14 protein-coding genes are annotated in these 12,308 nt (G+C 65.7%); 6 read left to right on the top strand and 8 right to left on the bottom strand.

Annotated features, from left to right (window positions below):
• Nucleotides 1-19 precede the first annotated feature (19 nt).
• The 6 genes from ACSFBL_RS00585 to ACSFBL_RS00560 form a co-directional block, all read right to left on the bottom strand.
• Nucleotides 20-862, bottom strand: a complete 843-nt coding sequence (locus ACSFBL_RS00585) for an ABC transporter ATP-binding protein (RefSeq protein WP_435513789.1) — start codon at nucleotides 860-862, stop codon at nucleotides 20-22.
• Nucleotides 859-1,698: an ABC transporter ATP-binding protein gene (locus ACSFBL_RS00580; RefSeq protein ID WP_435513788.1), complete on the bottom strand. Its 840-nt coding sequence runs from the start codon at nucleotides 1,696-1,698 to the stop codon at nucleotides 859-861. Before ACSFBL_RS00580 ends, ACSFBL_RS00585 begins: the two co-directional genes overlap by 4 nt.
• Before the next feature lie 12 nt (nucleotides 1,699-1,710).
• Nucleotides 1,711-2,631 carry an ABC transporter permease gene (locus ACSFBL_RS00575; protein ID WP_435513787.1) on the bottom strand — a complete coding sequence of 307 codons (921 nt, stop codon included), beginning with the start codon at nucleotides 2,629-2,631 and terminating at the stop codon, nucleotides 1,711-1,713.
• Nucleotides 2,628-3,596, bottom strand: coding sequence for an ABC transporter permease (locus tag ACSFBL_RS00570; protein ID WP_435513786.1), 969 nt, complete (start codon nucleotides 3,594-3,596; stop codon nucleotides 2,628-2,630). The genes ACSFBL_RS00575 and ACSFBL_RS00570 overlap by 4 nt, the downstream gene beginning before the upstream one ends.
• 9 nt (nucleotides 3,597-3,605) lie before the next feature.
• The gene (locus ACSFBL_RS00565) at nucleotides 3,606-4,514 is read right to left on the bottom strand and encodes an amidohydrolase family protein (RefSeq protein WP_435513785.1); all 909 of its coding nucleotides are present in this window, start codon (nucleotides 4,512-4,514) and stop codon (nucleotides 3,606-3,608) included.
• 512 nt (nucleotides 4,515-5,026) lie between these two features.
• Nucleotides 5,027-5,236 carry a hypothetical protein gene (locus ACSFBL_RS00560; protein WP_435513784.1) on the bottom strand — a complete coding sequence of 70 codons (210 nt, stop codon included), beginning with the start codon at nucleotides 5,234-5,236 and terminating at the stop codon, nucleotides 5,027-5,029.
• Between the two features lie 223 nt (nucleotides 5,237-5,459).
• Here ACSFBL_RS00560 and ACSFBL_RS00555 point away from each other — a divergent pair, with 223 nt between their 5' ends.
• Complete coding sequence (locus ACSFBL_RS00555; RefSeq protein WP_435513783.1) at nucleotides 5,460-6,275, top strand: haloacid dehalogenase type II; 816 nt, start codon at nucleotides 5,460-5,462, stop codon at nucleotides 6,273-6,275.
• Between the two features lie 43 nt (nucleotides 6,276-6,318).
• Here the strand turns inward: ACSFBL_RS00555 and ACSFBL_RS00550 are convergent, their stop codons facing one another.
• Both ACSFBL_RS00550 and ACSFBL_RS00545 read right to left on the bottom strand, forming a co-directional pair.
• Entirely contained in the window at nucleotides 6,319-7,548 is a 1,230-nt protein-coding gene (locus ACSFBL_RS00550) for an MFS transporter (protein WP_435513782.1), read from the bottom strand.
• A gap of 10 nt (nucleotides 7,549-7,558) precedes the next feature.
• Nucleotides 7,559-8,290, bottom strand: coding sequence for an SDR family NAD(P)-dependent oxidoreductase (locus ACSFBL_RS00545; protein ID WP_435513781.1), 732 nt, complete (start codon nucleotides 8,288-8,290; stop codon nucleotides 7,559-7,561).
• Between the two features lie 90 nt (nucleotides 8,291-8,380).
• Here ACSFBL_RS00545 and ACSFBL_RS00540 point away from each other — a divergent pair, with 90 nt between their 5' ends.
• The 5 genes from ACSFBL_RS00540 (at nucleotide 8,381) to ACSFBL_RS00520 (ending at nucleotide 12,300) form a co-directional block, all read left to right on the top strand.
• Nucleotides 8,381-8,998 carry a TetR/AcrR family transcriptional regulator gene (locus ACSFBL_RS00540; protein ID WP_435513780.1) on the top strand — a complete coding sequence of 206 codons (618 nt, stop codon included), beginning with the start codon at nucleotides 8,381-8,383 and terminating at the stop codon, nucleotides 8,996-8,998.
• A 170-nt stretch (nucleotides 8,999-9,168) separates the two neighbouring features.
• Entirely contained in the window at nucleotides 9,169-9,612 is a 444-nt protein-coding gene (locus tag ACSFBL_RS00535; RefSeq protein ID WP_435513779.1) for a DUF2231 domain-containing protein, read from the top strand.
• Complete coding sequence (locus ACSFBL_RS00530) at nucleotides 9,609-10,928, top strand: PQQ-dependent sugar dehydrogenase (protein WP_435513778.1); 1,320 nt, start codon at nucleotides 9,609-9,611, stop codon at nucleotides 10,926-10,928. Before ACSFBL_RS00535 ends, ACSFBL_RS00530 begins: the two co-directional genes overlap by 4 nt.
• Before the next feature lie 14 nt (nucleotides 10,929-10,942).
• A complete protein-coding gene (locus ACSFBL_RS00525; protein WP_435513777.1) occupies nucleotides 10,943-11,500 on the top strand; it encodes a hypothetical protein in 558 nt (185 codons plus the stop codon).
• Nucleotides 11,501-11,562: 62 nt separating this feature from the next.
• Nucleotides 11,563-12,300, top strand: coding sequence for a TraB/GumN family protein (locus ACSFBL_RS00520; RefSeq protein WP_435513776.1), 738 nt, complete (start codon nucleotides 11,563-11,565; stop codon nucleotides 12,298-12,300).
• The last annotated feature ends 8 nt before the right edge of the window (nucleotides 12,301-12,308 follow it).

Here is a 12,308-nt window from a genome sequence, read left to right as displayed (position 1 = left end):
CTTTCCTGAGGGGTTGATTTCAAAGAGCTTCGCGTTGGCTGGCACTGGCCAGGAGTTGGGCGCGGGCTTGCAGGGGATCCGCAGGGAGCCTCGCCCTGAGCAGCAGTCGGGTGTATTCGTGCCGGGGATTGGAGAAGACATCGCGGCCCATCTCGACGATGCGTCCCCGGTGCATGACCACCACGCGGTCGGCAATGGATTCCATCGCGTTGAGGTCGTGGCTGATGATCACGAAGCCGACGTTCGTCTTGCGCTTGAGTTCGCGCATGAGCTCGAGCACCTGGCCCTGGATCGAGATGTCGAGCCCCGACAGCGGTTCGTCGGCGACCACGATGCGCGGCTCCAGCATCATCGCGCGGGCGATCGCGATGCGCTGCTGCTGGCCGCCCGACAGCTGGCTCGGATATCGGGTGCTGAACTGCGCCGGGGGATTGAGTCCGACCGCAGCAAGGTGGTGTTCGATGAAGGCCTGCTGCTCCGGCGGGCTGGCCAGGTCGTGGCGGCGGATCACGTGGCCCAGGGTCTCGGCCACCTGCATGCGCGGATTGAGAGAGGCCGAGGGGTCCTGGAACACCGCCTGCACGTTGCGCCGGTAGGCGCTGCGCTGGGCGCCGTCGAGCCTGCCGAGCGAAGTGCCCTTGTAGCTGACCTCGCCGCTGGTCGGCTTGTTCAGGAGCAGCAGCAGCTTGGCCAGCGTGCTCTTGCCGGAGCCCGACTCACCCACGATCGCCAGTGTCTCGCCCTCGTGGACGTCGAGGTCGACGCCGTCGAGCGCGTGATTGAAGCTGCGCCGCCAGCCGTTGCGGGCGCGGCTCGCGAACACCTGGGTCACGCCGCGCATGCGCAGGATCGGTTCGGTCATGCAACGCCTTCCGGTTGGGCAGCGGGCTGCTTCGCACCCCGCCGGCTCAGTTCGATCAGCCGCGCGGAATAGGGGTGCGCCGGGCGTTCGAAGAGCTGCACGGTCTCGGCGCTCTCCACGACCTTGCCGCCGTTCATCACATAGACGCGGTCGCACAGCGCGGCGACGACGCCGAGGTCATGGGTGATGATGGCCATCGCCATGTTGCGCTCGCGGTGCAGCCGCTGCAGCGTCTCGAGCACCTGAAGCTGCACGGTCGCATCGAGTGCGGTGGTCGGCTCGTCCGCCACCAGCAGCAGGGGTTCGCTCGCCAGGGCGATCGCGATCATGATCCGCTGGCGCATGCCGCCGGACAGCTCATGTGGATAGCGGCGCGCCACCTGCTCGACATCCTTCAGTCCGACGTCGCGCAGGAGACCGTAGACCCGCGCGTCGTCGGAGCCGGCGCTCTCGTCCGGGCACAGCGCCTCGCGGATCTGCCGGCCGACGCGCATCGTCGGATTGAGGTAGCCCAGCGGATCCTGGAAGATCATCGAGAAGCCCGCGTGCTGCCGCAGCTTGCGCAGTGCGGCATCGGGCATCGAGAGCGTGTCGGCACCGTTGAAGGAGATGTCGCCGCTCAGCTCGGCCATGTCGACGTTCGGCAGCAGGCGCAGCACTGCACGCGCCAGCGTGCTCTTGCCCGATCCGGACTCGCCGACGATGCCCACGCATTCGCCGCGGCCGACCGTGAGGTCGACGCCGTCGACGGCGCGCACCACATTGCCGCCCACGCGCAGGTGGACCTTGAGATTGCGGACCTCGAGCAGGGACGCGCGGGAGTTGTTGTCTTGCATCTGCGCTTCCGTCTAGTGTTCGAGACCACCGAGCGTCCCCTTGGCGCGCGAATCGGACAGCTCGTTGAGTCCGTCGGCAAAGAGGTTCAGCCCGATCACGGCCAGGCAGATGGCGGCGCCCGGGAAGAGGCTCATCCACCAGGCCTGGTCCATGTAGTCCTGCGCCACGAACAGCAGCTGGCCCCAGCTGATCAGGTTCGGGTCCGAGAGCCCGAGGAAGCCGAGTCCGGCCTCCAGCAGGATCGCGATGCTGGCGTCGAGCGCGACCTGCACGATCACCGGCTGGATCGCGTTGGGCAGGATCTCGCGCACGATGATGTGGAAAGTCGACAGGTCGATGACCTTGGCGGCCGCGACGAATTCCCGTTCGCGCAGCTTGATGTACTGGCCGTAGACCAGGCGTGCCTCCACCGGCCAGATGGCCAGCGTGACCGCGGCGATCAGCAGCCAGAAGCTGTTGCCGAACAGCGCGACCGCGAACAGCACGAACATGATCACCGGCAGCGTCTGAAAGAGCTCGGTGAGGCGCATGAGCACGGCCTCGGCCGGGCCGCGAAAATAGCCCGCGAGGATGCCCACCGTGCCGCCCACCAGCAGGGCGGCCAGCGCGGCACCGAAGCCGATGGTCAGCGATGCGCGCGTGCCGTAGACCACCATCGAGAAGATGTCGCGGCCGATGTTGTCGGTGCCGAACAAGTGGGCTCGCGACGGTGCGGAGAGGCTCTGCGGCGTCTGCTCGAAGGGGCCGTAGGGCGTGATCCACGGCGCTGCGATCGCCACCAGCGCGAGCAGCACCAGGATGGTGAAGCCGATCGAGCCGTGGCGGGTGCCCATGATGTTGCGCAATTGCCGCGAGGCGATGCGCAGCCACCGTGCCAGGCCCTTGGCGGGCGCTGGCCGGATGGCCGGAAGGGAGTCAGGAAGGCTGCTCATCTTTGGGTCCGGATGCGGGGATCGAGCAATGCGTAGAGAAGGTCGACGATGAAGTTCATCGTGATCACTGCGAGCGCGGAGAAGATGACGATGCCGATCACCGTCATGTTGTCGCGCATGCGGATGGCCTCGATCAGCAGCAGACCCAGGCCGGGCCAGGTGAACACCGTCTCGAGCAGCACGGTGCCGCCCAGCGCCGCACCGAAGGCGTAGCCGGCCACGGTCACGAGCGGCAGGCTCGAGTTGCGAAGGATGTGGCGGAAGATGATGGCGCGTCGCGTGAGCCCCTTGGCACGCGCGGTGACGATGTAGCCTTGACCCAGCGTGTCGATCACGCTGGCGCGCATGATCCGCGCGACGCGCATGCCTTCGTGCACCGCAAAGGCCAGCACCGGCAGCGCCATGTAGCGCAGGCGCTCGCCCACCCAGTCGAGGCCCTCGGCCTGCGAGATGACGGGCCCCATGCCCTGCGTCGGAAACCAGTCCAGGTGCAGTGCGAACAGGATCACGAGCAATTGGCCGAGCCAGAAGGTCGGCACCGCATAGGCCACGAGCGTGGTGGTGGTCCAGAGGCGGTCGACGTTCTTGCGGCGGGTGGTTCCCGACAGGATGCCGATCAAAACGCCCAGCGGAATCGCCACGCCGAAGCCCGCACTCGCCAGCAGGATGGTGCGCGGCGCCCGCTCCAGGATCAGCTCCAGCACCGGCTTCTGGAACTGGTAGGAGTAGCCCAGGTCACCGTGGGCCAGGTTGGAGAAGTAGGACCAGACGCGTGTCAGGAAGGGATCGTTGAGGCGGTAGCGCGCTTCGATGGCTTCGCGGAAGGCCGGGGGTACCGGAAAGTCCCCGACCATCGCCTGGACGGGGTCGCCCGGGATCATCTGCTGCATCATGAAGATCGCAAGGATCACCGCGATGAGCAGCGGTATCGAGTGCAGGATCCGCGACAGAAGGAAGCGCAGCATGAGCTTGCCTCAGCCCATCCGGAAGAAGGTGGCGGCATTGCCGTAGAGCCACTTCTCCATCACCTTCTCCTTGATCGGCAGGTCCTGGTATTCCTTGATCAGTTCCTCGAAGGAGGTGTCGAACAGATAGCGCGACAGCCCCACCATGATCTTGTCCTGCAGCAGCGTGTTGCCGAACTGGATCAGCTGCTCCCAGCCCGAACCCGGCTGCGCGAGATAGCGCGGGCGATGGGCGGCGGTGTCGCAGTAGAGGTTCGGATGGCGGCGCAGCAGGCCGACCATGTCGGCGATCCAGGGCCAGCCGCCCAGGCCGGCGATGATGCGCAGCTCCGGGAAGTCGATCGCGATCTCGTCGAGGTGGCGCGGGTGCGCGAGGTCGTAGGGGCGATCGTTGGCGTAGCTCATCGCGGTGTAGATGCGCACCGGCACGTCGAGCTCGACGCACTTCGCATAGAGCGGGTAGTAGCGCTTGTCGTTTGCCGGGATGCAGGTGTAGAGAGGCGACACGCGGATCCCGCCCGCGCCTTCCTCGCGCACCAGCCGCTCGAGCTCCTTCACGGCCCGCATGCCGTCGCGCGGATCGAGCGCCACCAGCGTCATGAAGCGGCCGGGGTAGTCGCGATGGATCTTGCCGATCGCGTAGTTCGATGCGCCGACGAGCAGGCCTGCCTGGATGCCAGCCCGGTCCATGTCGGCGACGAGCTTGGGCATGCCACCGTCCTCGATCTTGGCGTCGCCGGCCGGCTTGCGGTTGGTGGCGTTGCGGAACACCTGCTTGTAGTTGTCGAAGCCGTAGCCGGGCGGGCGCGGCAGCGGCTCGGGGAACGGGTTGCCGGGGCGGCCATTGCTGATCTCGTTGATGGCGGGGTCGGCCTCGCTTTTGGGAAGGCTGATTTCCAGATCGATGACGCGCGGCATGTCGTTCCTTTTGATGTTGGTCGTTGAAGCCATGGGACGCTGCCGGAGCCGGGACATGCGTTGGTGCCCGCTGTATCGGGGCATCGATGTCGGCGAAGACAGGCGTCGGTCGGGCCTCATTCTCAAGAGGTGACTGGACCTGTATATACACATAAACCCCAGTGATTGGAGCGATGCGCGCGCGATGCTGCACCGTGCATCACGACGGTGAGAGCGCCGACGGATTCTGAAGTCGGCATGGCGTGGAGGGCGTCGCCAACACGACAACGCCGGCAACTGGAACGCGCTACTTCTGCTCTGCCCGATCGCAGTTGCGGAACTGTTCCAAGGCGGTCTGCATCGACCTGACCGCGATCTTCAGATCGCTTGTTCGATCAACCAGGTCATCGGGTTGCGGCCGCAGGGCGAGTAGAAGCCGCTCGCAGGCAGTGTCCCATTGCAGCTTCGCTCGAAACCTGGCGTGGGTGTCTTGCGGGTGCGGCGTGCCCTCGCTCACATCGGCTTCGGCTGGTCTAGGGCAGCGCCGAGCGATCATGCCTTTCGGTCTCGCCCCGAATGAGTTCATGCTCTTCAATCCAGCGATCGACGAAAAAGTTCAGATCGGCCTCCGCAGTGGCGGTGCTTCGGAAGGTGCCTGCCAACACAATGCGACAAACGAAAGTGCCGTTGTCGAACAGGTCGGCATGACAGGACGTTCCCCAATCCATCGGCTCGAGCTCCATCGATCGGGTCCACCTCTCATTGCCATCGCCGTGGGCGGGCGCCCGCAGAGGCGGCATGGGGGCATTCATTTCCCAAAGATAGAACTTCGGGACTGCGCGTCTCTGTACGCTGGCGAACATAGTCACAAATTGATGCGAACCGCCGCGGGCGGCTTGAGACGGCCTGTACAGAAGTGGGAATCGCGAGCCACAGTGGTCCGCCCGGATTGGAGACCATCTCCCCATGTTCACGTCACGCCAATCCATCAGCCAATCGCAGGCTACTTCAGCTGCTCGTCCTCCCGAAACGGCCTTTTGCCGCATCGATCCCTTGTCGATCAAGGCCTTGACGTTCGACATGCAAGGCACCCTGCTCGACTTCCATACAACGATTGCCGATGCAGGAACGAAGCTCGCCGGGCGCCGGGGCATTCAAGTGGATTGGACCGGCGTTCTGAATCGGTGGCGCAAGGCTTACCGCGATCAGCTGAATGGAATACTGTGTGGTGCGATTCCCTGGATGTCCACCGACAGCGTTTATCGGAGCACGCTCGATCGCCTTCTGGGCGAGGTCGACTGGGGGAGTGTGCTTTCGCCGGAGGACCGCGATGAACTGAGCGCCGCATGGTCAGTCCTGAAACCGTGGCCGGATACAAGGCCGGGATTGATGCAGCTGCGCAAGCGGTTCAAGTTGTCGACCCTGTCGAACGGTTCGATGGCCTCGATCATCAACATCGTCAAGACGCACGACCTTCCGTTCGATTGTGTTCTGACTGCGGAATTGGTCGATTCGTCAAAGCCCGATCCCCGGGTTTACGCATTGGCGCAGAAGTCACTTGGTGTGCGCGCCGACGAAATCCTCATGGTTGCGTGCCACAAATACGATCTGGCGGCTGCGAAGCAGTTCGGTTTCAAGGTGGCCTTCATTCCGCGTCCCCAAGAGTTCGGACCCCTGGGCCAAGTGGATGTCGATACGGAGGTCTACTTCGACGTCATGGCCCCGGGCTTGATTGACTTGGGAAACTTGCTCGCCGCGAATTCTTCGGGCGGCCGTGTATAGGGCAACGCCGTCCGTCGCCTGCCGGGCCGCTTCCGCTCCGTCTTCAGGCCCGTCCGCCCGCCCGCTCGATGGTGGCGAGTCCGGCTGCCAGCGCGAGTGCGATCACGGCCGCCGCGAACGCGCGCGTGGTCCCGACGATGTCGCCGTGGAGCGAGAGGTGATAGCCGGCCGCCACCGCGGGCGCACCCATCGCCAGGTACGAGAGCACGAACAGCACCGCGAGGGTGCCGGCTCGTTCGTTCGCATCGATGCGCGCAACGAGCGAGCGCAGCGCCCCCTGGAAGCCGGTCCCGAAGCCGATGCCGGCAACCGCCGATGCCAGCAGAAACACAGCGATCGAGCGCAGCGACACGGCGACGAGCACACCCAGCAGCCCGATCACGAGTGCGGAAGCACCGATGCGCATCAGCGTTCGCGCGTCGCGCTGCCGCGTCGCCAGGACGGCGAGCGCTCCGCTGCCGGCAACCACGAAGAGAGCGAGCCCACCGGTCAGCATCGAGGCCCCATCGAGCAGGCGGGCGACAAGCGTCGGGCCGAGCGCGGCGTAGAAGCCGGCAAGCGCCCAGACCGCCACCACCGCCGGGGCGACGCGCAGGAAGGTGCCGCGAGCACCCTGGGGAAGCGCCAGCCGCGGTCGCAGCGAGGCCAACGCGCCGGCGCGCGGCGGCGCCGTCTCGGCAATGAAGCACAGCGCCACCGCCTGCGCGATGAAGACGGCGCCAAGCACTTCGTACACGAGCCTGGTTGGCGCCGGCAGGAACTGCACAAACAACCCGGCGATGGCGCCGCCGATCGCGGTACCCAGCATCGGCGCGACCGAGTTGGCGACCGCTCCGCGCGTCTTGTCGAGGTCGAGCAGGCCCGCGCCGACTGCCGCAATGGCGGCACCGGCCGACAGGCCCTGCAGGGTGCGCGCCACAAGCAGGTCCCCGACGCTCGATGCCGTCGCGAAGACGACCATTGTCAGTGCCTGCACGATCGTCGCGCCGATCAGCACAGGGCGACGCCCGACGTGGTCCGACAGCCGTCCGAGCACCAGCAACGATGCGAGCACCGCCAGCGCATACACGGCAAAGACCACCGTGAGCAGCGTCGGCGAGAAGCCCCAGTGCGCGCGATAGATCGCATAGAGCGGCGTCGGCGCGCTCGACCCGGCGAGGAAGGCGAGCGTGATCGATGCCTGGAGGCCGAAGGCGATGCGCGGCGAGAACGTCAGCCGCTGCGCCGGGATTGCGGCGCGGGACGGCGCCTGGGAGGTGAGGGCGGTGTTCATGCGGTCGCTCTCAGAGGGCCGTCCGGCCGCCATCGACCGCCCAGGTCGCGCCGGTGACGTAGCGGGCGCGGTCCGAGGCCAGGAAGGCCACCGTCTCCGCGATCTCTTCGGGGTCGGCTGCGCGCTTGAGGATCGTCGACTCGCCGATCGCGGCAATGCGGTCGGCCGGGCTCGATGTGTACACGGGCCCTGGCGCGACGGCATTGACGCGGACGCCGGCCGCGCCATATTCCGCCGCCCAGGCGCGCGTCATCGCGGCGAGCGCCGCCTTCGTCGCGCCATACGCCGCGCCGCCCGCCATGCCGATCGTTCCGGCCATGCTGCCGATGCTGATGATGCTGCCGGCGCGGCGCTTTGCCATGGAAGGCGCGATCGCGGCGGTGAGGAAGTAGGCCGACCGCACGTTGCTTGTGAACAGCCGGTCGAAGGTGGCGGCGTCGAGCTGGTCCGACGCGCCGAACCACGCGAAGCCTGCGTTGTTGACGAGCACGTCGACGTCGCCGACCTGTTCGATGAGGCGATGAATCTCGTCGAGCTCGTCCAGGTTGGCGGCAACGAACCGAGCCTTGCCGCCGGCGGCCTCGATGCTTGCCACCACCTGGGCACCACGCGTCGCGTCGCGGCCCTGGACGATCACCTCGAAACCGTCGGCAGCGAGCCGCTGCGCGATGGCACGGCCGATGCCGGCGGTCGCGCCAGTGACGAACGCGCGGCGAGCAGCCGCGGAATTGGATGAAGTCATCGCGATTCCCTCGAGGTTTGGGGTGGAGAAGTTGTGAACAGACAAGTCTGTCTGGTTGCAGTGTACAGACCTGTCTGGTAATGTCAAGCCATGCGCAAGAATTCCGAATCCAACTCCGCTGCACCCGAGCGCCGCTCTGCACGCGAGCGTCTGCTCGAGGCGGCGAATGAGCTCTTCTACGAAAGCGGCATCCACACGGTCGGCATCGATCGCGTGATCGAACGCGCGGGCGTCGCCAAGGCGTCGCTCTACGACACCTTCGGCAGCAAGGAGGCGCTCGTCAGCGCCTACCTGGAGGCGCGTCACGCGGCCACCCGTGCGCGCATCGAAGCCTGGATCGCGCCGCTCGCGACGCCGAAGGAGCAGTTGCTCGGAGTCTTCGACGCGATGGCGATGACGATGGGGCAGCCCGGGTTTCGTGGTTGTGCCTTCGCCCGTGCCAGCTCGGAGTCGACGCCGTCGGGACCGGTGCGCGGCGTCTGCGACACGGCCCGCAACTGGATGCGCAGTCTCTTCGCGCGCCTGGCCGGTGAGGCCGGCGTCGCCGATGCGGAGTCGCTCGCGACGCAACTCGTGTTGCTCTACGACGGCGCTTCCTTGATGGGCCAGATGGAGCGCGGCCCGGCGCCGGCGCATGCCGCCAAGGGGGCCGCCGCCGCACTGCTTGACGCGGCGCCCAAGGTCAGGCGCGGCAGGCGCGGTCGCTGACGGCCCTGCCGGCGCCTTGCGGGAGGCGATGACAAGCGCACCCGCACGAGGTAGGTCGTCCTACATCGAATCAGGGCAGATCGGGGCCGTGCTGGCGTGCGCACGGGCGCAGGCTCAAAGCCCCTAACGATATGCGCTGCTCCAGGTCACTGGAACAGGCCGAATCCTGTATGACACCCATCGCGCACAAGCGACACTCCCTGGCTACCTCTGTCGTTTTCGACCTGCTCAATCCCATTCCATTCGGCTTCTTTGTGGGTGCATTGATATTCGATGCGCTCTTCGCCAGGAGCGCCGACGTCCTGTGGTTCAAGTCGGCGGCCTGGCTGATTTCCATCGGCTTGTTCTTCGCCGTCGTGCCGCGTCTCATCAATCTCGTGCGAGTCTGGTTTCCGGGCGTACAGCACAGCGCGGGCCGCTCCAGGGCGGCCTTCTTTTTCTACCTGCTGGGCGTCGCTGCGGCCATCGTCAACGCCTTCGTTCACAGCCGGGACGCCTACGGGGTCGTCCCCGAAGGCGTATGGCTTTCGGTACTGACCGTGACGCTCCTGATCGTCGGCAATGTCCTTGTGACCCTGCAGCACTCGGAAGACGACTACAGGAGCCGGGCATGAACAACAAGCAACTGTGGAAAGTCGTTCTTCCAACGGCCCTGGCCGTGGCGATCAGCGGATGCGGCGAGCGGGCCGTTGTCGACCCCGCGGAGCAAATGGGACGCGAGCCCGTCCTGCCCGCTGCCAAGAATTTCCTGGTGCCCCCGATGCAGGTTCCAGACGGGGTCGGATGGCAGGGCGATGCGCATCCGGCGGTGGCCAGCGGCCTGAAGATCGAAAAGATCGCGGATGCGTTGCAGCATCCCCGGCAGCTCCTGACGCTACCCAACGGGGATGTGCTCGTTGTGGAATCGAACGGACCCGGCACCGAACCCGTGACGACGCCCAAGCAGCTCATTGCGGGCATGGTCAAGAACCGTTCCGGCAAAGGGGCCAAGGGCGGGAACCGGATCACGCTGCTGCGCAAGCAGGCGGGCTCCGCCAAGTGGGAGCAGTTCGTCTTCCTGGATCACTTGCACTCGCCATTCGGGGTGCAGCTGATCGGCCAGACGCTGTATGTGGCCGACACCGATCGAGTCATGAAGTTCGCCTATACCGCGGGCGCCACGCGCATCACCGATCCGGGCAGCGAACTCGCCGACCTGCCCAACACCATCAATCACCACTGGACCAAGTCGATGCTCGCCAGCCCTGACGGCAAGAAGCTCTACGTCGGCGTCGGCTCGAACAGCAACATCACGGAGAACGGTCTGGCCGTGGAGTATCGCCGCGCCGCCATTCTGGAGGTCGATGTCGCGACAGGGGGCAGCCGCGTTTTCGCTTCCGGGCTCCGGAACCCGACAGGGCTCCAATGGGAGCCGCAGACCGGCAAGCTCTGGGCCATCGTCAACGAGCGCGACGAGATCGGCGCCGATCTCGTGCCGGACTACATGACCGCCGTGCAGGAAGGCGGCTTCTACGGCTGGCCGTACAGCTACTTCGGACAGCATGTCGACGAGCGGGTCCAACCCCAGCGCCCTGACCTCGTTCAGAAGGCGATCAAGCCCGACTTCGCGTTGACGTCGCACGTCGCCCCCCTGGGGCTGCTCTTCTATACCGGCACGAATCTCCCGCCGATGTACCGTGGAGGCGCCTTCATCGGCGAGCATGGGAGCTGGGACCGATCGCCGCTCAGTGGCTACGAGGTCAGCTTCGTCAAGTTCGTGGACGGACGTCCGGCCGGTCAGAAGGTGCCCGTCGTCACCGGCTTTGCGTCCCCGGACGAGAAGTCTCTCTTCGGCGCGCCCGTCGGACTTGCGCAAGCTGCGGATGGCGCCTTGCTGATTGCCGACGATGTTGGAAATGCCGTGTGGTCTGTCAGTGCCAGCAACCAATGACCCAGAAACTCCCCATGCCTCATCTTCATGGTCATGAAATGCTCGACGTCTGGTCGGTCGAGGGCCGCTTCCGACAGCTCATCTACAGCCCCAAGGGCACCATTGAAGGTGTACTCATCGACACCGACGGTGTGTCGACGCAGTTTGTCGTCGACCGGCATGATCCCGCCCTCGCCGGGCAGCTCGCGGTGCTGCGCGAGGGCCAGGCGCTCGTCATCGAAGGCACCGAGGCCGACCCCTCGCCCAAGGGAGAACCGGAGCACACCGTCTATCAGTTCGAACGACTTGCATCGGTCGATGGCAAGTCACTCGCGTCGCCGCAGCATTCGCACGGCGGCAAAGCGGTCGGCACCGTCGTTCGCTTCAACTATGCGAAGCATGGCGTCGCGAACGGCGTGGTGCTCGACAGCGGCGACTTCATCCACACCAAGCCCGATGGGATGGCGCGCTTGGGCCTGAAGATCGGTGACAAGGTCCAGGCCGAAGGCACAGCGCGGCCACTCGCCACGGGTGCCGGACGCGTGATCGAGGCGCGCAGCGTCAACGGCCACTCCTTCGGCCCGGCGCACTGAAGCATCGACAGAAGGGGCTGCGGAATCGCCGGGTATGCTGCCGCTCAACCCTCGGAGACAGCATGCTGTACGAAGTCGCAGGCACAAAGACCCGAATACTTGGAACGCTGCATTTCTTTCCACCCGGTCCGCAAAGATGGATCGATCCGGTCCGGCGCATCTACGACTGGGCAGATCGAATTTACGTGGAGATGAAGTCGGAGAAGGGTCTAGCCCTGTTCACGCTGCCTGCCCGGTACATGGCCCGGGATCTCCCTGCAGATCTGTACGCGGCCGTTCAACCATCCTGGCCGGAGGAAGTGGTCGGCCCTCTCGACGACTGCAATCTGCCCGGCGTCTGTCTCCTTGTGGGCGCGCTCGGCCTTTCCCGTGTCGACGGCATCGAGGCCATGGTGAGGACATGGCTGGGACCGTCGGGTGATGTTCTGGAACTCGAGACGCCGGAGGATGTGGTGCAAGCCGCGAATGAAGTTCCGTTGGACGACCTGCTCTTCTCGCTCCGATTTGTGCTTCGACAGCAGGCAGACGCCCAAAGAAGCCTCGAGGCCAAGTCCCGGGCATGGCGAGTCCACGACATCCCGAAACTCGAGGCACTCATGAAGATGGGTTCGACCGAAGCGATGCGCCGCGCCCTGCTCGAAACACGAAATCGAAAATGGGCCGAGACCATTGCGCGCGAGGCGAAATCGCCGGAGCGCACGCTGGTGCTTTGCGGTGCCGCACATCTATGCGGACCGGGCAATCTGCGTGAAGTGCTCCAGAAGGACCATGGGTACGTTGTGCAACGCCTGTTGATGTAGCTGGCGTC

This window comes from Variovorax glacialis, assembly GCF_051216375.1.
In the GTDB taxonomy this organism is placed as follows: Bacteria; Pseudomonadota; Gammaproteobacteria; order Burkholderiales; family Burkholderiaceae_C; genus Variovorax.
Note: the sequence above shows the minus strand (reverse complement) of the source record. Positions and strands in the feature narration are given on the sequence as shown.

Excerpts from the sequence above, each read along its gene's own strand:
- ACSFBL_RS00525 (WP_435513777.1), top strand. The coding sequence starts at position 10,943 with ATGCCTCATCTTCATGGTCATGAAATGCTCGACGTCTGGTCGGTCGAG.
- ACSFBL_RS00520 (WP_435513776.1), top strand. The coding sequence starts at position 11,563 with ATGCTGTACGAAGTCGCAGGCACAAAGACCCGAATACTTGGAACGCTG.
- ACSFBL_RS00530 (WP_435513778.1), top strand. The coding sequence starts at position 9,609 with ATGAACAACAAGCAACTGTGGAAAGTCGTTCTTCCAACGGCCCTGGCC.
- ACSFBL_RS00570 (WP_435513786.1), bottom strand. The coding sequence starts at position 3,596 with ATGCTGCGCTTCCTTCTGTCGCGGATCCTGCACTCGATACCGCTGCTC.
- ACSFBL_RS00560 (WP_435513784.1), bottom strand. The coding sequence starts at position 5,236 with ATGGAGCTCGAGCCGATGGATTGGGGAACGTCCTGTCATGCCGACCTG.
- ACSFBL_RS00550 (WP_435513782.1), bottom strand. The coding sequence starts at position 7,548 with ATGAACACCGCCCTCACCTCCCAGGCGCCGTCCCGCGCCGCAATCCCG.
- ACSFBL_RS00580 (WP_435513788.1), bottom strand. The coding sequence starts at position 1,698 with ATGCAAGACAACAACTCCCGCGCGTCCCTGCTCGAGGTCCGCAATCTC.
- ACSFBL_RS00540 (WP_435513780.1), top strand. The coding sequence starts at position 8,381 with ATGCGCAAGAATTCCGAATCCAACTCCGCTGCACCCGAGCGCCGCTCT.
- ACSFBL_RS00565 (WP_435513785.1), bottom strand. The coding sequence starts at position 4,514 with ATGCCGCGCGTCATCGATCTGGAAATCAGCCTTCCCAAAAGCGAGGCC.
- ACSFBL_RS00545 (WP_435513781.1), bottom strand. The coding sequence starts at position 8,290 with ATGACTTCATCCAATTCCGCGGCTGCTCGCCGCGCGTTCGTCACTGGC.
- ACSFBL_RS00585 (WP_435513789.1), bottom strand. The coding sequence starts at position 862 with ATGACCGAACCGATCCTGCGCATGCGCGGCGTGACCCAGGTGTTCGCG.
- ACSFBL_RS00555 (WP_435513783.1), top strand. The coding sequence starts at position 5,460 with ATGTTCACGTCACGCCAATCCATCAGCCAATCGCAGGCTACTTCAGCT.
- ACSFBL_RS00535 (WP_435513779.1), top strand. The coding sequence starts at position 9,169 with ATGACACCCATCGCGCACAAGCGACACTCCCTGGCTACCTCTGTCGTT.
- ACSFBL_RS00575 (WP_435513787.1), bottom strand. The coding sequence starts at position 2,631 with ATGAGCAGCCTTCCTGACTCCCTTCCGGCCATCCGGCCAGCGCCCGCC.